General features: G+C 40.4%; 17 protein-coding genes and 1 tRNA gene. 2 read left to right on the top strand and 16 right to left on the bottom strand.

Annotated features, from left to right (window positions below; translation table 11 throughout):
- Positions 1-49 precede the first annotated feature (49 nt).
- Positions 50-1570 (top strand): 2,3-bisphosphoglycerate-independent phosphoglycerate mutase, encoded by a 1521-nt coding sequence (gene gpmI / locus ABJD64_RS03000; protein ID WP_348177264.1) that lies wholly within the window; start codon positions 50-52, stop codon positions 1568-1570.
- Positions 1571-1644: 74 nt separating this feature from the next.
- Positions 1645-1718: transfer RNA gene (locus ABJD64_RS02995), tRNA-Ala, on the top strand.
- A 176-nt stretch (positions 1719-1894) separates the two neighbouring features.
- Here the strand turns inward: ABJD64_RS02995 and ABJD64_RS02990 are convergent.
- The 16 genes from ABJD64_RS02990 to ABJD64_RS02915 form a co-directional block, all read right to left on the bottom strand.
- On the bottom strand, positions 1895-2266 hold the full coding sequence (locus ABJD64_RS02990; protein ID WP_348177262.1) for a response regulator: 372 nt from the start codon (positions 2264-2266) through the stop codon (positions 1895-1897).
- Between the two features lie 391 nt (positions 2267-2657).
- Positions 2658-3029: a response regulator gene (locus ABJD64_RS02985; protein ID WP_348177260.1), complete on the bottom strand. Its 372-nt coding sequence runs from the start codon at positions 3027-3029 to the stop codon at positions 2658-2660.
- 31 nt (positions 3030-3060) lie between these two features.
- Positions 3061-3423, bottom strand: coding sequence for a response regulator (locus ABJD64_RS02980; RefSeq protein ID WP_348177258.1), 363 nt, complete (start codon positions 3421-3423; stop codon positions 3061-3063).
- On the bottom strand, positions 3398-4249 hold the full coding sequence (locus tag ABJD64_RS02975; protein ID WP_348177256.1) for a protein-glutamate O-methyltransferase CheR: 852 nt from the start codon (positions 4247-4249) through the stop codon (positions 3398-3400). Before ABJD64_RS02975 ends, ABJD64_RS02980 begins: the two co-directional genes overlap by 26 nt.
- Positions 4246-4890 carry a hypothetical protein gene (locus ABJD64_RS02970; RefSeq protein ID WP_348177255.1) on the bottom strand — a complete coding sequence of 215 codons (645 nt, stop codon included), beginning with the start codon at positions 4888-4890 and terminating at the stop codon, positions 4246-4248. Before ABJD64_RS02970 ends, ABJD64_RS02975 begins: the two co-directional genes overlap by 4 nt.
- 2 nt (positions 4891-4892) lie before the next feature.
- Positions 4893-7043: a chemotaxis protein CheA gene (locus ABJD64_RS02965; protein WP_348177253.1), complete on the bottom strand. Its 2151-nt coding sequence runs from the start codon at positions 7041-7043 to the stop codon at positions 4893-4895.
- Positions 7044-7055: 12 nt separating this feature from the next.
- Positions 7056-8102: a chemotaxis-specific protein-glutamate methyltransferase CheB gene (cheB, locus tag ABJD64_RS02960; protein WP_348177252.1), complete on the bottom strand. Its 1047-nt coding sequence runs from the start codon at positions 8100-8102 to the stop codon at positions 7056-7058.
- A gap of 22 nt (positions 8103-8124) precedes the next feature.
- Positions 8125-8652, bottom strand: a complete 528-nt coding sequence (locus ABJD64_RS02955; protein ID WP_348177250.1) for a chemotaxis protein CheW — start codon at positions 8650-8652, stop codon at positions 8125-8127.
- A 33-nt stretch (positions 8653-8685) separates the two neighbouring features.
- Positions 8686-10941, bottom strand: coding sequence for a PAS domain-containing protein (locus ABJD64_RS02950; protein ID WP_348177249.1), 2256 nt, complete (start codon positions 10939-10941; stop codon positions 8686-8688).
- Between the two features lie 585 nt (positions 10942-11526).
- A complete protein-coding gene (locus ABJD64_RS02945) occupies positions 11527-13947 on the bottom strand; it encodes a methyl-accepting chemotaxis protein (RefSeq protein WP_348177248.1) in 2421 nt (806 codons plus the stop codon).
- A gap of 102 nt (positions 13948-14049) precedes the next feature.
- The gene (locus tag ABJD64_RS02940; RefSeq protein WP_348177246.1) at positions 14050-14478 is read right to left on the bottom strand and encodes a hypothetical protein; all 429 of its coding nucleotides are present in this window, start codon (positions 14476-14478) and stop codon (positions 14050-14052) included.
- A 38-nt stretch (positions 14479-14516) separates the two neighbouring features.
- A complete protein-coding gene (locus ABJD64_RS02935; protein ID WP_348177244.1) occupies positions 14517-15593 on the bottom strand; it encodes a porin in 1077 nt (358 codons plus the stop codon).
- Positions 15594-15677: 84 nt separating this feature from the next.
- Positions 15678-16100, bottom strand: a complete 423-nt coding sequence (locus ABJD64_RS02930) for a SiaC family regulatory phosphoprotein (protein WP_348177242.1) — start codon at positions 16098-16100, stop codon at positions 15678-15680.
- Between the two features lie 236 nt (positions 16101-16336).
- Positions 16337-16726: a response regulator gene (locus ABJD64_RS02925; RefSeq protein ID WP_348177240.1), complete on the bottom strand. Its 390-nt coding sequence runs from the start codon at positions 16724-16726 to the stop codon at positions 16337-16339.
- Positions 16723-17412: a hypothetical protein gene (locus tag ABJD64_RS02920; RefSeq protein ID WP_348177238.1), complete on the bottom strand. Its 690-nt coding sequence runs from the start codon at positions 17410-17412 to the stop codon at positions 16723-16725. Before ABJD64_RS02920 ends, ABJD64_RS02925 begins: the two co-directional genes overlap by 4 nt.
- Positions 17413-17740: 328 nt before the next feature.
- Positions 17741-18448, bottom strand: a complete 708-nt coding sequence (locus ABJD64_RS02915; RefSeq protein WP_348177236.1) for a LytTR family DNA-binding domain-containing protein — start codon at positions 18446-18448, stop codon at positions 17741-17743.
- Positions 18449-18610: the final 162 nt, after the last annotated feature.

The raw sequence follows: 18610 nt of genomic DNA, 5'->3' as shown, positions 1-18610 counted from the left end.
TTTTCTGAATAAATTTCAATGCTGCTTTTAAGAAAACTATATTTGCGGTATGAATAAAAAGGTAATACTTATGATTTTGGATGGGTGGGGTATTGGCACCAATCCGGAGGTCTCAGCAATCAAAAAAGCAAAAACTCCTTTCATCGACTCTTGCTATAGTAAGTACGCACATAGCAAACTGGAAGCATCTGGTCTGGCCGTAGGTCTACCCGAAGGTCAAATGGGAAACTCAGAGGTTGGTCATATGAATATAGGAGCAGGCAGAGTGGTCTATCAGGATTTGGTGAAACTCAATAATGCCGCTGCCGATGGAAGCCTTGCTCAAAACGAAACTCTACTTGAAGCTTTTAGCGATGCCAAAGCCAATAATAAGACTGTTCATTTCATAGGATTGGTATCTGATGGCGGTATACATTCTCATATCAGCCACCTGAAGGCCCTATGTGATGGCGCCGCCGCACAAGGACTAGATGATGTATTGATTCATGCATTTACTGATGGCCGAGATACAGATCCAAAGAGCGGAAAGGCCTATCTGTCTGATTTGCAAGATCATCTTGACAAGACTACCGGAAAAATTGCTTCTGTTACCGGGAGATACTACGCAATGGACAGGGACAAAAGATGGCCCCGAGTAAAGCTGGCCTATGACGCTATGGTAAGTGGAAAAGGGAAAAAGACTACAGACGTCCTGTCCGCCATAGATGACTCTTATGCAGAAAATGTCACCGATGAGTTTATTCTACCTATCGTCCAAACTGATGCCAACGGGAATCCATTAGGACTGATTAAAGAAAACGATGTCGTGATCTGCTTCAATTTCAGAACAGACAGAGGACGACAAATCACAGAGGCACTTACTCAGTTTGACTTCGCTGAAGATGGTATGCAGAAATTGCCATTGAACTACGTCACCATGACCAATTATGACAACACATTCAAAGGAGTGAAGGTGATGTATGATAAGGACAACCTCAAAAACACATTAGGAGAAGTACTAGAAGGAGCTGGGAAAAAACAAATCCGTATTGCTGAAACAGAAAAATATCCACACGTGACATTCTTCTTTTCCGGTGGTAGAGAAAAAGAATTTGACGGCGAAAAAAGACTGCTGTGCCCATCGCCGAAGGTAGCAACTTACGACCTTCAGCCTGAAATGAGTGCCGCCGATATTCGTGATGCTATTATTCCAGAGTTGAATAAAGGAGAGGTTGATTTTGTATGCCTCAATTTCGCCAATCCTGATATGGTGGGTCATACTGGTGTATTCGAAGCAGCTGTGAAGGCCTGTGAGACAGTTGATAGTTGTGCCGAAGCGGTGGTGGATGTTGCTAGGTCCAATGACTATACCACTATCATCATTGCAGACCACGGCAACTCGGACATCATGGTCAACGCAGATGGGTCGCCTAATACAGCCCATACTACTAATCTTGTACCTTGCATCTTTGCTGATGAAGATATCAAAGATCCTGTAAAAGATGGGAAATTGGGAGATTTGGCACCAACTATACTTACACTGATGGGAGTGGGTATTCCAGAGGAAATGACAGGAAATATTTTGGTATAAAATATTATAGCCTAGCGACTAATCGCTAGGCTATAATATCGAAAATAAATATATATTTGCCTTCCCAATTATTTGGGGCATTAGCTCAGCTGGCTAGAGCGCTACGCTGGCAGCGTAGAGGTCATCGGTTCGACTCCGATATGCTCCACGAAGGAAGTCTGTTTTAGGCTTCCTTTTTTTATACTTTTTCCTCAATTCTATACGCTGCACGGTCCAAAAAGGTGCATCGGACCTGGTGCCCCTCTACGGCTTCGATATCCTCCATAGAAGAGGTCCAGACTTTTTCTCGATTTGATCCGGAAAACCTATGTTTATAATAAGTCTTTAAGCCTCAACGGGCACAAACATTCCATTCACAACATTAACCAAATTCTCTGGCTCAAATGGTTTTACAACATAGTTTGAAGCACCAAGCGCTCTGGCTTCATCAACGATGCTTGCCTGACCCAGTGCACTTACCATTACAACCTTAGACTCAACCCCGTCTTCACGAATAGTCTGAAGAATATCAAGTCCATGCATATCTGGCAATATGTTGTCTAAGGTGATTAGATCTGGCTCTAATCCAATACATAAGTCAATGGCTGTTTCTCCATTGCCGGCTTCTCCCACCACGTCGTATCCAGCCTTTTCCAATGTGTTCTTGATCATATGTCTCATATATCCTGAATCATCAATAATTAAAACTCTTTTCATGGTTCTAGCTTTAAATGTTTAAAAGAATACGGGTTAGTTGATAGTTCCGTTCAGGTCAAATATCTACCATTTTATATCCAAATAGTATTGAAATCAAGCATTCTCGTTAACGTTCCATATTTGGCAGTTGAAATGCACTTTTTGCTCTTTGAATTAGACGTCCTATTAATCTTGTTTATCGTCCATAAATTCGAAGAAGTAATAGATTAGGCTCTATTCAAATAAGTACTTTTACGAAATATTAATTTCAGCACAGATTGGTCGTTTTGTGTGGGGTTTTATTGTAGGGACTTAAGGATTTTTCAATACTCAATCCCCAGGTTATGAAGCATGTAACTTCATTGCTTCAGATAGATTTGTTCAATGGAAATGCTTTAACTGACACCAAAAACTATACCTTGTTGCTTACAAACATCTTGCTCACTGCCCGTATCAAATCTTCTGACTCGAAGGGCTTAACCACATAGTCCAGAGCGCCAAGTTGAATGGCTTCCTCAACTATACTGGCCTGCCCAAGCGCACTCACCATTATCACCTTGGAATCGACGCCTTCACCCCTGATGGCTTTTAAGATATCAAGCCCGTGCATATCCGGCAATATGTTGTCTAATGTGATCAGATCAGGTCTAAGTCCAATGCACAGATCAATGGCTAGTTCCCCACTACCTGCTTCCCCTACTATCTGATAACCCGCTTTTTCTAACGTATTCTTGATCAAGGATCTCATATATCCTGAGTCGTCTATAACAAATACTGTCTTCATAGCATATTTGAATTAAATATCTCAGGACAAACTAGCTGGCAAACTCATTTACCGCCTTGACTACATCTCCGGGAGTAAAAGGTTTTACAATATATTTTGCTGCCCCAAGTTCTAAAACATCAGATATCGTGGACTGCTGTCCTACTGCACTAATCATTATGACTACGGCATCTAGCCCCTCTTCCTTTATTACTTTAAGGATATCCAGGCCAAGCATGTCTGGCAAAATATTATCTAATGTGATAACATCCGGATGCATTTCTATCGCCATATCAATGGCTGCCTCTCCTGATTCAGCTTCTCCGATTATCTCGTATCCCGCTTTTGTCAAGGCTCTGTTGATCACCTTGCGGGTATAGCCCGAATCATCAACTATTAACACTTTCTTGTTCATATCTTTCTTTGATTGGTGTTAGTCGTTTTTTATATATTCTGGTTGAATTGTTGTGTATGTCAAAAAGATCAATGCTTTCATTTGGCATAGTGTCGTAATAACCTAAAATCAAATATCCGCCATCATTTAAGCACCCGTTTAGGAAATTGAGGATTCTACTTTTTAACTCAGAGTCAAAATAGATCATCACATTCCGGCAAAAAATTATGTCGAATTTCTTTTCCATTTTGAGTTCCACCAAATTGTGCCGATCAAATGTCACCTTTTTAGTATATCTGGGCTTAATGCAGGCTCCATTCTCGCCAAAATCAAAATAGTCCTCCATAGATCGGTCAGGAAAAAATTTCATGAACGGCTTGAGATAGTTCTTGAGAGAAGCTTTCGAGTAGATCCCACTTTTTGCTTTTCTCAATGCGGTTTGGCTCAGGTCAGTAGCCATCATACTGGACTTGAATAGCATGTTGGATTCTTCTAGCACAATAGCCATGGTGTAAATTTCTTCTCCCGTAGAGCAGCCGGCATGCCAGATGTTAATCTCATTGGCTCTTTTAAAGGTAGGTAAGACCTCATCCCGAATCATCATCCAGGCATCTGGGTTCCGAAATAGTTCGGTAAGATTCACGAGTAAATCATCAATGCTACTCATAAAAAAATCATCATCCTTTAGGATTCTACCCCAAAGGTCAATCATACCGTTCATTTTGTGCTTGCTCATCAGTCGCGTAATGCCTCGATTAAGGGATTTGGTCTCATAGTTGGTAAAATCCAAACCATATCTTTTTTTCATTGCGATCATTAATGACTTTACTTCTTCTTCTGATATCATTTTTCGATAAGCACGTTTTCTAATAATTCTGATTCACTCAGGCTTTTCAACTTTTCTAAAAAAGCCGCATTAAAAAACCACAAGAAATCCGGAGATATGGCCAACTCCGGGACGTGCATGTGGCAGTGTAAAACCAGGCTAGGATGCAATCCGTATGTTTCGCGTTCAATGATTTGATTTACTCGATCTGCATGAATAGCTTGAATCTTTGGTACATCTCCAAAAAGGTCCGTTTTAAGCTTATCGGAGATTTCAGAAATAGTGGCTGCGGCCAATACGTTTTCTATTTCTTTGAGGAATTCGACCAGGAAGTTTGCAGCGCTTGATGAAGATTCTTTAACCAGATCTTCCGGAAGGCATGCCTTGCCAATGGTTTTCATTTCGCTTTCTGAAAGTAAAAAATAATTGATACCGGCAACACCTCCTACTAACTCCGTTTTCAACATGATGATATGATCAGTGTTGGTTCTTCCATACTCCAGCTCCAGGCTCACCCAATCATCATATTTTTTTAGTTCTATTCTCACCGCACTCACCTCTCTGTTCAGCATAGAACCAAGTGCATTGGCGGTTTTCTCAACCCCATACTCAAGTATTGATTTCGCTTTATATTCTTCTTCAGGTGCCAAATTTTTAATCATGATTAGGATACATTTTTGGTTTCATGAACTTTGAGCTTGGACTTGTATAGGATATCAGCAATGGCCACGACGTCCACGACCAGGCAAACATTACCATTCCCCAATATTGTAGTTCCACTCAGAAGTTTATTATTGTCCAATGGCTTAGGAATGGTTTTCTCAATGATCTCCTTTTGCTGTAAAAGTTTATCCACCACGATGCCAATAAACTTGTTGCCATAGGACACGACAATAACATCAAATTTTTGATCATCCTTATAAGAATCAAAAGTCTTATGAAAAGTACCCTGTTCATACACTTCTGAAAAATCCTTCATGTTGAACAAGTCACTGAAAAACACGACCGAAATGGTCTGTTTGAGATAGCTGGACATCAGGCCGATCCCTGCCTTGTGGATGTCCTTTTTGTATAGCGAAATTACCGCTTCCGTATAGGCTAGTGCAAAGGCAAATTCCTGCTCACCCATTTGAAATAAAAGCACGCCCTTGACCGCCATCGAGGAAGGGAGTTTCAAGCTGATAGTTGTACCCACTCCAACTTCAGTGTCAATGAGGATTTGGCCTCCTATGGATTCGGTAGAGTTTTTTACCACATCCATACCTACACCTCGTCCGGAAATTTCATTTACTTTTTCGGCATTGGAAAACCCGGACTCAAAAATGAACATGATCACTTCATCATCACTGAGTTGGTCTGCATATTCCTGCGTAACCATTCCTTTTTCCAATATTTTTTTCCGAATGGCAGCTGCATCTATACCCTTTCCATCATCCGTGACTTCTATGATTACATTGTCTTTTTCACTTCTTGCGTTGAGTGTAATCGTCGCTTCCTCGGGTTTATTTAGCCTTTCACGATCTTCGGGGCTTTCTATTCCATGGCTCACTGCATTTCTGATCAAATGAACCATAGAATCACTCATGATCTTGAGAATATTCCGATCGATTTCAACTTCAGTTCCTTTTACTTTAAGTTGAACTTGCTTGTTTTCTATGGCTGCGACATCTCTTGCGATTCGATGGAATTTATTGAAGAGCGTTCCGATCTGTACCAGGCGCACATCCATTACACTATATTGTAAATCAGAAGTTATTCTCTGTAAGCCGGCATACTCCGTATTGCGTTGGCCATTGACAGCATTAATGGCCATCAAACGATCTCTTTCAATAATCAATTGGCCGACCTGATTCATTAGATTATCTAATTTTCGAATGGGTACCTGTACCAGGTCAGTAATGGCTACCTTATCTTGAATGTTTTTGAGCAAATCGGTATCCTCCTCAGCTATTTCAGCGCTCATTCCGTCCAGTAGATTCAAAACAGAATTTTCATCATTTTCGGTCAGGGAAGGTCTTGAATCTGCCATTTCTAAACCATCCGGAGATGGCTCTGACTCGGTTGCTGTTGATTGCTCTCCTTCCCATTCTGGATTCGAGGCCTCCTGAGCGCTTTCGACTTCATATGGCTCTTCGGCCTCTATGGCTTGCTCACTAAAACGCTCCTGAGATTCTTCTTCGTGGTTACTTGAGGGCTGAAAGAGCTTTCTAAGCTTTTGCTTCCATCTTTCCCAGCCCGATGCGGGCTGATTGTCAATAGGAAGCTCATCTGCAGGGTCGCTATTGAATGACTCATGCTCTAGCTCATCATCTTGGGTCGCTTCAGTAATAGTTTCCTCTTGGGCCATATCCTTACCTTCTGGTCTATCATCCTGAGTGGTTTGGCTCCCTGATTCAGGTGAGCTTTCAGGGTTGGAGTGAATTTTCCTAAGTATGACTTCAAGTTTGGTTTTGATTCCCTTATGGCTAATTTTCTTTTTAGTCTTAATATTTGCTATGAGTTCTCCCAGTTTGTCACAGGCCTTGTATAGACTGGTAAAAATGGATTTGCTGGTTTCCAATTCTCCTGTTTTGATGGCTGTAAATATGTCTTCCATCACATGAGAAATATCAGCGATACCGACATAACCCATCCCCATGGCACTTCCCTTTAGCGTATGGGTAATTCTGAAGATTTCGTCAATTACCTCATCATTTTCTGGATTGGCTTCGAATGAAGTAAATAGTTCATTGAGTTGCTGATGCATTTCCTGTGCTTCAAAGGAAAACATCTCCAGCAATTCTTCTTCTTCTTGGGCACTCATTGAAAGATCCATTTTCTCAAGTTTTTAGGACAAACAACTAATTATAAATTCTCCCATTTCATCAATGGCGACCACTCTATCCACGCAGCCACTAGCAATAGCTTCTTTTGGCATGCCAAAGACGACAGAGCTTTCGCGATCCTGTGCAACAGCATATCCACCTTTGGCCTTGATAGCCTTCATTCCCTCGGTACCATCGCGGCCCATGCCGGTAAGTATAGCCGCAATGGCCTGAGATCCGTAAAGCTCAGCTACGGACAACATAAGTGAGTTGATCGATGGATTGTTGTACTCTTGGTATACCTTATCTACAAAATCTACTACTACCTTACCAGAGGCCTTGTTTTTGCGCAAAATCATATTACGATCTCCAGGTGCGATGTATATTTTACCATCTTCGATTGGCATTCTTTTTTCGGCCACGAGAACTTCATGTGGTACCAAAAGATTGAGTCGTCTGGCGAAAGAGTTTACAAAGTTCGCAGGCATATGTTGTGCTATTATGACCGGCACAATAAGATTGCGAGGAAATTTGGTAATTATTCTTTCAAGCGCATTGGGTCCACCAGTAGATGAACCTATTACAATGATGTCGTAGTTCCGCTGATCAGTAAAGGTATGCTTGAGGTGATTGACCTCAGCTCGACCTGCAACTAGCTTTTTCACATCAACCTTAGCTGCTTGTCTTACCTTTTTTACGATTTCGGAGTCAATGGTTCTTAGCTTAGCTGTATTCCCCTGAGGTTTATTGAGGTAATCGAAAGCTCCCAGATTCAAGGCTGTAAGAATAGGCCCAATGTTGTCATTGCCGACTGTGCTGAGGATGACGACAGGAGCAGGGCATTCCTGCATAATCATCTCTACTCCATAAAGCCCATCATACTTAGGCATAAGCATATCCATGAGGATCACGTCCGGTTGATAATACTTCGTCTTCTCCAACGCTTGTTTTCCGTTTTCTGCTGTGGCTACCACCTTAATAGTCTTATCTGCGCTTAATATATCTTTTATCAATAATTGCATAAAGCCCGAATCATCGGCAACGAGTACTCTTATCTGCTCAACGGTCATTTATGCTTGAATAAGAAAGTGATTATAGTTTTGTCTTTAGTTCGCCGCTCTGCATCATAAGTAAGACATCAATCAGGATTATCATTCGATCCTTTGCCTTAACAATCCCTTTTATAACTGATTCATCCAATGTTGAGTGCTGCATGATGTTGGAGGAGCTATCAATTTTTGAGGATAAAATGGTTAATGTATTGGGCACTTCCTTAACGAGGATACCTACATGATAATCTTCACTTTCTATCACCAATGTATAGTTGATGCCATTGGAGCCTACACCTTTTTTTGCACTTCCATTCAGGCCAAATTTTTCTTCAAAATCCATTATTGAGATCACATTACCCCTGATGTTAGCTATTCCCTTCACATAATCTGGTGTCTGTGGCATGGCTGAAATACGTGGAGTAAGGACTACTTCTTTGATCTGGGCAATAGGCAGTGCATACTCTTCCTGTCCTAGTTTAAAAACTATCAGTTGCTCTCTGGTACCTTCTTCGATTTGCTCCTGCTCCTCTATTTCTTCCAATACCTCTTGTTGATTATCTGGTTCCATCTTGCTTTATTAGATTTGACAATTCGATTTAGCTTAAGCGGTAGTTGTAAGCTTGAATTTGGAGACCCCTTCCTGTAACTGATTGGCTATATCACTAAGGCCTCTACTGGACGAGTTGAACTCATTCATACCATCACTCATGTCCTTAGATGAGGTAGCTATTTCCTCCGTTCCGGAAGAAGTTTCTTCAGAGACGGTCACAATTTTTTCAATGTTCTTGACCGTTTCGTCTATACTCGTTTTTTGAACTTCGGTAGCCTTTAGCACTTCTTCTGAAAGGCCTAAAGTTTCAATAATGGATTCGTCGATTTCCATAAAGACAGTTTCGGCTTCTTTCGAGGCTTCATTTCCTGCTTTAACACTATCGCCCATTTCGCCTATGGCCTTTCCGGCTTGAGAGATATCCTTCTCTACCGCTTTGATCACCTTTTCTATGTCTCCGGCAGAGGTTCTGGAGTCTTCCGCCAGTTTTCGTATTTCCTCAGCTACTACGGCAAACCCTCTTCCTGCGTCGCCGGCCCTCGCTGCCTCAATTGCGGCATTCAAAGCCAACAGATTAGTTTGGCCGGCTATGTCCGTGATTACGTTTAGTGTCCGTGCTATTTCCTCTGACCTTTCGGTTAAAACATCGATTGATTCAGAGGTAATTCCTGCTGCTCCCTGAATTTGGGTCATGCTGTCTACCACTTTTTTTACCGTGTCTAGTCCCTTCTTCGCATTGTCCTGGCCTTTTTTGGCTGCAGCATTAATCGTTTGAGACTGCTCACCCACTTTCTCGGCTGACGTACGAACCTGATCGATGAGTTTGGAAGATTCGTCTATTTGACGTGCCTGATCCTGTACACCTTCGGCCATTTGTCCTATGGCAGATGCCACTTCCTGTGTGGTGCCTTGCATTTGGTCGCTCTTAGTCAACATTTGTTCGGAACTCGTCGCTAATAGCGTGCTACTCTCGTTGATGTCTCCTAGCAGATTATTCATGTTGGCCAATGCCACATTCAACGCTTCGCCCATTTCTCCTACATATCCATCGGACTTCATTTCAAATCGATTGGTCAGATTACCATCTGCCATGTCTGTGATGATGTCTTTGACACGAAGTATAGGCACCTTGATATCTGTAATGTCTGCTGCTATTTTTATTATCTTGAATACATTACCTTCAGCGTCTTTGATGGGCGTATAGCTGGCGTTGATCCAAAGCTCCTCTCCACCATTTTTATATCTTAAGAATTCGCCTGATTGCACATGGCCATTGGCCAGATCTTTCCAGAATTGCTTGTACTCATTAGAATTGGCATAAGCCGTATCGCAAAACATGCGGTGATGCTGACCCACCATTTTATCCTTAGTATAACCCAACGTTTTTATCCAGTTTTCATTGGTATCGAGAATGGTACCATCCGGCTTGAATTCTATGGAAGCCCAGCCTGTATCTACGGCGGACTTCACAGCATCGCCCTGAATCCGCGTGTTAACCATATCAGTGACATCGGCAGCAATTTTGATCACTTTAATTACTTTTCCTTCCGAGTCTTTGATCGGCGTATAGCTGGCATTGATCCAAAACGGTTCACCGCCCTTTTTTAATCGCTGAAACTCTCCTGACTGCACCCGGCCTTCGGCCAGATCCATCCAGAATTGCTTATATTCAGTTGAATTGGCATAGGTCGCATCGCAAAACATGCGGTGATGCTGACCTACCATTTCTTGTTTGTCATAGCCGAGAGTTTTGATCCAGTTTTCGTTAGTATCGAGAATGGTACCATCTGGTTTGAACTCTATGGACGCCCAGCCTGTATCTACTGCCGATCTGACCCCTTCTCCCTGTATACGATCATTCACCATGTCAGTAATGTCTGCAGCGATTTTGACTACTTTGATCACCTTGCCTTTCTGATCAGTGACCGGTGTATAGCTGGCGTTGATCCAGAATGCTTCACCTCCTTTTTTTAGTCTTCGGAATTCGCCTGACAGTACTTTGCCATCAGCCAAATTTTTCCAGAACTGCTTGTATTCAGAGGAGGATGCGTAGTTGTCATCACAAAACATTCTATGATGCTGGCCGACCATTTCACTTTTTTTATAGCCCAAAGTTTCCACCCAATTGTCGTTGGTGTCAAGAATGATCCCACTAGGTTCAAATTCAATCGATGCCCAGCCTGTATCCACAGCGGTCCTAATCTGCTGCGCATTGCTAAGTGCGAGCTCTAATTCTTCTATTTTTCTACTCAAATCATTAACGGACGCACCGTTTTTTGAAATTTCAGGTTCCACTTTTGTTGCCATTGTTAGAGTCTTTTAGATGTCATTATTTTTAGAAAATTATGAGGCCGAAGAAACGGGTCTTCGCCCTCATTTTTTAATATTCACTCTGTATTTTAAATACAGTAAACCTAGAAAAGAGATTAGCATCTAACCGGTTGATGATCTTGCTTTTTTCCATTGCTTTATGGCCAAATTTTGAGAAAAAAATGATTAATAAATAGCGTTTAAAACGTTACTCGTTGAAACCGAATTTTTGCTGGTTGGAACCGTACTTTTTCACGTTGAAAATTGCTAGATAAATCGGTACAAAGTGGAGAATGGAGTTCGATCAATCGTTTTTTTGCTCCTATAGACTTTTTCGGTCATAGCATTTCTCAAAGGGTAGAGCTGAAATGGCCGTCTTCTGGTTTAAAGAAAAGTGGGTTGATTAGAAAAGTGAATTATTTTTTATAATAAAATAACTTCACATACAGGAATTATAAAAGTATAAAGGCCTCCCAGTGAGGCCTTTCAGCCATTTAGAAAAATGACCTCTTATCTATTAACCCTTTCATCTAGAACAGAGCCAGAGGCTTTTTCAAAATGGTATGTAGAAGTACTGATAAGTTAATTCAGACTTATTGTGGCTGCTGCGTCAGTGGGGAGAGGTGTCTCTAAGTTTTTTTCCTTTTTACTGTTCTCTGATAGTTTAAACTTACTTACCTCTGTTTTTAGTTCGTCTGCAATTCTGGTGAGTCGCTCAGATTTTTGAGTGTACACTTCCATACCTGAGGACAACTCGGTCGCGGAGCTTGCTATTTCTTCCGTCCCGGCTGCCGTTTGCTCAGCAATGACAACAATATTTTCTGTATTGGATACTACTATGCGAATGTCTTCTTGCTGAACCCGGGTCGCAGTCAAAATTCCTTCCGACAGAGATAAATTCTGCCCGGCTCTTTCAGCAATCTTTTTAAACATTTCAGCCGCGTCCTTCGAGGTCGCCTCTCCAACCTGTACACCTTCACTCATGGTTTCGGTAACTCTTGCGGCCTCCCTTGTATCTTTTTGTACATCCTCAATCAGATTTTCTATCTCTCGTGCCGAACTTTTTGAGCCTTCTGCCAGCTTTCGAATCTCTTCGGCCACAACGGCAAACCCTCTACCGGCATCTCCGGCCTGAGCAGCTTCAATGGCTGCATTAAGGGCTAAAAGGTTGGTTTGAGAAGCAATCTCTGTAATCATGCTCAATACTCTTGTAATCTCGTTCGATCTAGAAGTCAATATTTTCATAGACTCGCTGGTCTTTGTTGAATGACTGGAGATTTCGGCCATATTTGAAACCACCTTATCTAACATTTTTAGACCTGACACGCTAGTGGTAACCACGTTGTTAACGCCTTCATTGATCGTCTTGGCTCTTTCACCCATTTCTGTAGAGGATTTCAGAATGCCTTCTACCAGGTTTGAGGACTCATCTACTTTGGCTACCTGGGTTTGAGCACCATTGCTCATTTGCGCTATTGAAGAGGCAATTTCTCCTGTATTTCCATTCATCTCCTCACTAGAAGTTAGCATCTCTGAAGCAGATTCATCTACTGCATTCGCATTCTTGGCTATTCGGTTCAGCAGCGCATTGAGATTATCCAGCGCACTATTTAAATCTTCTGCCAAAGACAATATTTCTCCTTTCGCATCTTCCGTATATCGCCTGGTTAGATCTCCATCAGCCATGGCATTGACTATTTCTTTGACGCTTAATATGGGTATAGCCACAGAAGTCAGCAGGTTATTGATAGAACCTCCTAAATCTTTCCAAGCTCCTGCTTTGTTTTCAATATTGATTCTGGCACTAAGATCGCCCTGATTTCCAGCTTTCCTTACGACTTGGTTCGTTTCGTAGATGACATCTTTCAAATTATCACGCATCATCATAAGGGATTTGCCCAAAACGTCACTTTCACTCAATAATTGATGATCCGACCCCAGGTTACCATGACCAATATCAACAGCAAACTGCGCTTTGGACTCAAGCCCTTTTGTCAGTCTATTTATTGCTTCATGAGCCATACCTAATTCATCTGCTGATAATACCTTTTCCTCATTAGGGAAAGCGCCTTCAGCGAGTGTAACACAACTATTCTTTATCAAATTAATGTTTTTGGCTATTACTGCTATGTGGAAATAACCAATTACAACCCCAGACAAAATAATAAGAAGGAATAACACGAATAGTGTTATTAGGTTTTGATTAATTTTTGCCTCAGCAAGTTGGCTTGACTCATTTGCCATAGTTTCCATATAGCGTACCAAAGTTTGTACGGCTAGTTGAAGCTCCCATTGAACCCCGTCATTCTCTGTTAGTCCAATCTCTTTTTGAATATTCACCATCTTCAAAAACTTGGAAAAGTATTCATCCAGATTGTCAAGTATCAAGTCCCTTTCCTTAGGGTTTGAAATGCCCACAATCTCAATGTGATTTATCATTTCGTCGAAAGATTCGCTAAATGAAATGGCATAATTGAGATCATTTCGCAGAAAAAAATCTTTCTCATGCCTCCTAAGTGTCAGCACATATGATCTATCGTACTGAAGAGAGGATTTTTCAACCTGATGGATCGCAGTTCTAAGCTCTCCCTCAAAACCATGATTCTTAAACCCCTTTACCCTAATCAATTGAGCCAAATGATTAAAGTTTGTTTTATACTGATTCAAGAGTGCAACAGCTGAGTCGACTTCTTGAGCTTTTAAGTGATCTGATTTTTTAAACCCCTCTGCACGGGTGATTAAGTCATCTACGAGTTCATTGTTGGATTGTAAATATTTGCTCTTACCTGTCAAAAAATAATCTTCATTCTTATATTCTCTTGATATAAAGTCTTTTTCATGAACCTGGATTTCCAATAGTTTATTTTGAAAGGTTATCAGATTCTGCTGAAAAGAGGTTTGACTACCAATATTTGTGATTGAAACGTATGTCCAGGCACCAAATATTATTGTTAAAACATATGGAATTAGAAACTTTCCAAGTAAACTTTTTAAAAAATTCATATTCGTTAAATAAAAGTGAAATAAGAATATAAGTTGGTCAGCTCTATTTTAATGAGCAGAATAGTATTGAGGTATGCCACAATCATTGTCTAAGAGTGGCTGTCATTCGATGCGCATTATTTTACAATCAGCACTCACCTCGTTTTTTAAAGAGATTGGTATAACTCCAATGGCCCCGCTTGTATTCCCCACGTAGTCGATTACATTTTTTACATCCCCGAATTCAACCGGAGCAACACCATTACCCGAAAATATTTTTTTGGTCCAAAAGCTCTTATAGCTCCTCTTGCTTGTCTCTATATAACTCAAGAAAACTTCAAGTTCGATCTCAGAATATGTTGGTTTTATTTTTTTCTGGCCTTTCCACTGAGTGGTAAGTCCAAAATAAATCTTTCTGAGCTCGTTCTGATTGATGATATCCTGACTAACATCTTTGTTGGCTATTATCAAGAAATCAGTTTGAGCGACAGCTATATTTGAATGGGAAAAAAGGATTAAAAGGAGTACTATTAATATATTTATGCTTTTCATGTCATTACAATTTGGCGTTTACAATACTTTCTTTGTGATTAGAATCCGAGGACAATTGCAGATTGGAATTCACTAAAATCTACACCAGAAAACCTGGAATTGTCTGCACTAGAGGAAGTTCTGTTGTATTGAAGTTTGAGAAAGAAATTTTTGTCGATTCTTGTATTAACTCCAAAACTGAACATGTTGGCCTCATCGCTGCTGACGTCCTTGTTAGGATCCAAATACTCGTATCTGAAGTACGGAGTGATCTTATCCATAAGCGTATAGTAAACCATACCTTCAAATGCACTTTTCTTAAGTGTACCATTTGTTGAATGTTTGGTTTTTCCTGTGATATACTCAAGCTCAAGACCAAAGTTGTTTTTTGTATACTCGGCATGACTACTAATACTGAATACCTTTGTTCTGCCACCGGTATCCTCATCTAAGGCGTCAAGTTCGCTGACCCTATCTGAAAAAGTAGAAACGCCAATTTTCAAATCCTGTAATGGCATCATCAACAAGCGCATGGCAACAGCCTTTTCTTTGTTATCGTCCTCTTCGAATCTGTTGGTATTCTCTTGTTCGCCATTACTCAATTGCACGTGGTACTCGAAATCAAATGACTTAATAGAAAAATTTCCTAACACTGAAATGCCAGTTGCCCATCTTGGATAAAAACGATCAGCTGCCCCAAATTTTTGCGGTTTGTTTGTACTCAAAGGCTCTTTGACGGCAAGAAATGCCGGTTTCGCCGTATGGATTTCATTATATATTCCAAAAGGCACAAACATTTTTCCTGCTCTAAATTTCAGCCAATTTCTGACTGTGTATTCCGGGAAGGCATATTCAACAGCTACATTGCCGAGTCCATCCTCTGAGGCCGAGCCATGTTCCCAGGTCAGATCCGTTGCAAACCTGAGGTTTGAAGTAATGTCTACATTAATTACAATGTCAATCAGATCGGCGTCAAATGATCCATTAGGATCTCCTTTTCCCTCATCAGATATCATGTATTCATATTCAAAACTAGAATATCCATTGATTCTAATTTTTTCCGCAAGCTGCGCCAATGACGCTTGACCAAGAAGTAGAAATAAGCCCACCATTAATACCGTAACTCCAATTTTCATATCATTTTAATTTATTTTGTTACCTAATTTATTATTGAATGCACAGCTAAATATTTCTTGATGCCAAATTTTCTCTTGTGTAGATCACCCGGCTTTCAACAGTTCATAATTAATTTTGAAAACCTCCTTAAACTGAAATGGGTAATTATATTGCTGGCTAATGTCCTTGCCGGTGAGAAGTATTTCCTCAGCATTTTTTTCGTAGTACCAGCTTATGTTTATCTGTTTTCCTGCTTTTGAAAATGAGATCAGTCTCTTGATCAGAATAAACAAATATGACTGTGAGTCAATGATTTTTTTTAACGCAATTTTTACGTCAATCACCTGCAATTCTTCCTCTTCGAACTTGCTGAGTAGTGTGTATAAATGGCCATAAAAACTGAGCGGGTCATCTGGTGCCGACACGCCACTTATTTCAAGTACCCCTAGCTTGGAATCAATCCTTATTGAAGGAGTAGATCCAGTTGGATTTAAATAGTATAGGTTGGTGTCGCTATTAATTTTCATGCTGCTTCACCATTTGGTATGAATCAAAGTTGTGTAGAAAAAGCTGCTTACAGCAGGAATTAAGGGCATTCTCGTTGACTGCGCAGAACTAGTCGCCAAAAACGACTTTTTGCCTGTTGAAAAATTTGCCGTTTTTTGACTAATTCAAGAGTGAAAAGAACGGTTTTCCAAGACTCCTTATAATTTCAATTTGAGAGGATAGCGAATTTGTGATAGACGCAAGAAAATCGCCAAACTCAGTCTTCGATTTGAAAGGCAGCATTCGCTGTTTGAATTAGCGTTTCGGAAGTGAATGGCTTCACGATGTAATAGCTTGCACCGAGGTTGAGCCCTTCCCCTATCACGGCGTGCTGACCAACTGCACTAATCATTATGATTTTTGCTTTTACTTCCTTATTTAGTAATAACTTAAGAATATCAGTTCCATACATATCCGGCAATATGTTGTCAAGTGTAATAAGGTCAGGGGCGATTGCAAGTGCCAGACCTATCGCAGTCTCACCGTCACCGGCTTCTCCAACCACTTCATACCCTGCTTTCACCAGAGTTTTTTTTATCAGTGATCGCATGTAGACTGAATCGTCAACAATCAGTACCCTTTTCCCATTTGATTTCTCAGTGATCATAGATTTGCTGTTTTGATTTTATCACAGTGAGAGATGGTCGCATTCCCTAAATGCATGCTATTCTCAGGTTGCATCATGATATTATTACTAAAATAGCTTTTGGCTTGTACACCCTTGCAGAGGAATATAAATTCGAAAGATACCCCAATTTCATGAGCGTAAAAGGTGGTCTTAAATTGTGCCTCTGAGTTTAATCCAATCGAATCTACGAGGATGTGCTTGTTTATTTCCTTACCACTTAACACATACATGTCCGGGGTTTTGATCAACGATCTTTGATCCCAGGTATTGTCAATTTGGGAGATAATAGTCGATGCCAACAAATTATCAATCTCAGTTAAAAAATCAATCTTTAAGGAATGCATTACCTCATAGGAGTGATCAACCATTAAGTCTTTAGGAAGACATAAATCACAAACTCTGTTTAACTCGCTGCTATCAAAAAGCATATAACAGGTTCCTTTCAATCCTCCATTTACTATAGTCTTTATGAGGTGGGTTTGTTCTCCCTTTTTTGTACAAAATTGGGGTATACCACCTAAACTCTTTATCCCAAAATGTTGGCTGGAAAAAGTAACCGATGTATTTAGAACGAGTTCTAAAGAAAGAGCGGCATCAATTAAACCGTCACGTATTAATCCTACTTTCTCTTCCTTACTGATTCCTATTAGTTGCTCATATACCATAGCTTATTTTCTTTTTTTTAGTGAAATTGCAGAAATCGCAGCGGCCAGGTTTATGATTAATCTACACTTGGCAAGAGTGTATTGCCTAAGTTTTGAATTAGATCCTATTCAAATATCCATCATTTCTCTTTCCATTCAATGAAGATTAAATGATACTCGTTGAATCGGTGTAGTTGCCAGATGAAAGAGCGGATTGGCATGGCGAATTAATCCAAGTTAACGGCCATATTTCAAACCATAAATTTGAATATTTTTACATGCACTTCTTATTGGTGCAGGAAGTGATTGTCCGATTTTTTCAACGGTATTGCCCTTGACCGTTGATTGGCTAGAGTGTGTCAATATTCGAGAAGAGATCCTTTTTATACCTGGGGCTTACAGGTACTTTTCGTTCTGCAACGAGGACATCTCCTTTATAGATTTTTTGAATGTGGCCGGTATTGATAATGTAAGATCTATGAGTCCTTGTAAAATGAATAAGTGGCAATTTTTTTTCAATGCTACTCAGCGAGCAATAGACCACGTGTACCCGATTTCTTGTATGAACTTTGATATAGTCTCCATAGGCCTCTATAAAAAGAATCTCATCGTATGCAACATTGATTAGCTCAGAGTCAATTTTTAAAAAAATGCCCAGCTTCTCGCTTGATGCAAGTGACGGCGGTGCTTTGGTAATATTGGACATAGCCACCTGAACAGCCTGCATGAATCGTGCATAGTTTTTAATCGGCTTCAGGAGAAAATCAGTCACCTGAAAATCAAAGGCTTCTGTGGCATATTTGCTATTGGAGGTAACTAAAATTATCTGTGGCTTTTTTGTGAGGGATTTGATGATGTCCATACCTGATATTCCAGGCATCTGAACATCCAGAAATACAATGTCCGGCTGCCGCTGAACAACGAAATTCATCCCTTCTTCAGGGTTCTGAAATGTACCCAGCAATTCAAGCGTTTCGGTTTTCTCAATAAGTGATGTGATAATTTTGAGCGCAACAGGCTCGTCATCTATCGCAATGCACGATAATTCCAAGGACATAACTAGTTATTAGTTGTAATTAACTTTAATTTCTACATTCCTATCCTCATGCAAGCGTATAATTAATTTTCTCTCTCACTGCTGCTTGCTTAATAGAAATAACAACAACTTTTTCTCATTTCAATATACTCATTTTATACCATTTCCGAATATCTACAAGTG

The organism is Reichenbachiella sp. (genome assembly GCF_039944555.1).
Classification (GTDB): domain Bacteria; phylum Bacteroidota; class Bacteroidia; order Cytophagales; family Cyclobacteriaceae; genus Reichenbachiella.
The sequence above is the reverse complement of the archived record's forward strand: the minus strand, read 5'-3'. Positions and strand labels throughout refer to the sequence as shown.

Coding starts and splice junctions, on each gene's coding strand:
- ABJD64_RS02925 (WP_348177240.1), bottom strand. CDS start 16,726: ATGATCACTGAGAAATCAAATGGGAAAAGGGTACTGATTGTTGACGAT.
- ABJD64_RS02915 (WP_348177236.1), bottom strand. CDS start 18,448: ATGTCCTTGGAATTATCGTGCATTGCGATAGATGACGAGCCTGTTGCG.
- ABJD64_RS02990 (WP_348177262.1), bottom strand. CDS start 2,266: ATGAAAAGAGTTTTAATTATTGATGATTCAGGATATATGAGACATATG.
- ABJD64_RS02950 (WP_348177249.1), bottom strand. CDS start 10,941: ATGGCAACAAAAGTGGAACCTGAAATTTCAAAAAACGGTGCGTCCGTT.
- ABJD64_RS02975 (WP_348177256.1), bottom strand. CDS start 4,249: ATGATATCAGAAGAAGAAGTAAAGTCATTAATGATCGCAATGAAAAAA.
- ABJD64_RS02930 (WP_348177242.1), bottom strand. CDS start 16,100: ATGAAAATTAATAGCGACACCAACCTATACTATTTAAATCCAACTGGA.
- ABJD64_RS02980 (WP_348177258.1), bottom strand. CDS start 3,423: ATGAACAAGAAAGTGTTAATAGTTGATGATTCGGGCTATACCCGCAAG.
- ABJD64_RS02940 (WP_348177246.1), bottom strand. CDS start 14,478: ATGAAAAGCATAAATATATTAATAGTACTCCTTTTAATCCTTTTTTCC.
- ABJD64_RS02945 (WP_348177248.1), bottom strand. CDS start 13,947: ATGAATTTTTTAAAAAGTTTACTTGGAAAGTTTCTAATTCCATATGTT.
- ABJD64_RS02935 (WP_348177244.1), bottom strand. CDS start 15,593: ATGAAAATTGGAGTTACGGTATTAATGGTGGGCTTATTTCTACTTCTT.
- gpmI (WP_348177264.1), top strand. CDS start 50: ATGAATAAAAAGGTAATACTTATGATTTTGGATGGGTGGGGTATTGGC.
- ABJD64_RS02955 (WP_348177250.1), bottom strand. CDS start 8,652: ATGGAACCAGATAATCAACAAGAGGTATTGGAAGAAATAGAGGAGCAG.
- ABJD64_RS02920 (WP_348177238.1), bottom strand. CDS start 17,412: ATGGTATATGAGCAACTAATAGGAATCAGTAAGGAAGAGAAAGTAGGA.
- ABJD64_RS02965 (WP_348177253.1), bottom strand. CDS start 7,043: ATGGATCTTTCAATGAGTGCCCAAGAAGAAGAAGAATTGCTGGAGATG.
- ABJD64_RS02970 (WP_348177255.1), bottom strand. CDS start 4,890: ATGATTAAAAATTTGGCACCTGAAGAAGAATATAAAGCGAAATCAATA.
- ABJD64_RS02985 (WP_348177260.1), bottom strand. CDS start 3,029: ATGAAGACAGTATTTGTTATAGACGACTCAGGATATATGAGATCCTTG.
- cheB (WP_348177252.1), bottom strand. CDS start 8,102: ATGACCGTTGAGCAGATAAGAGTACTCGTTGCCGATGATTCGGGCTTT.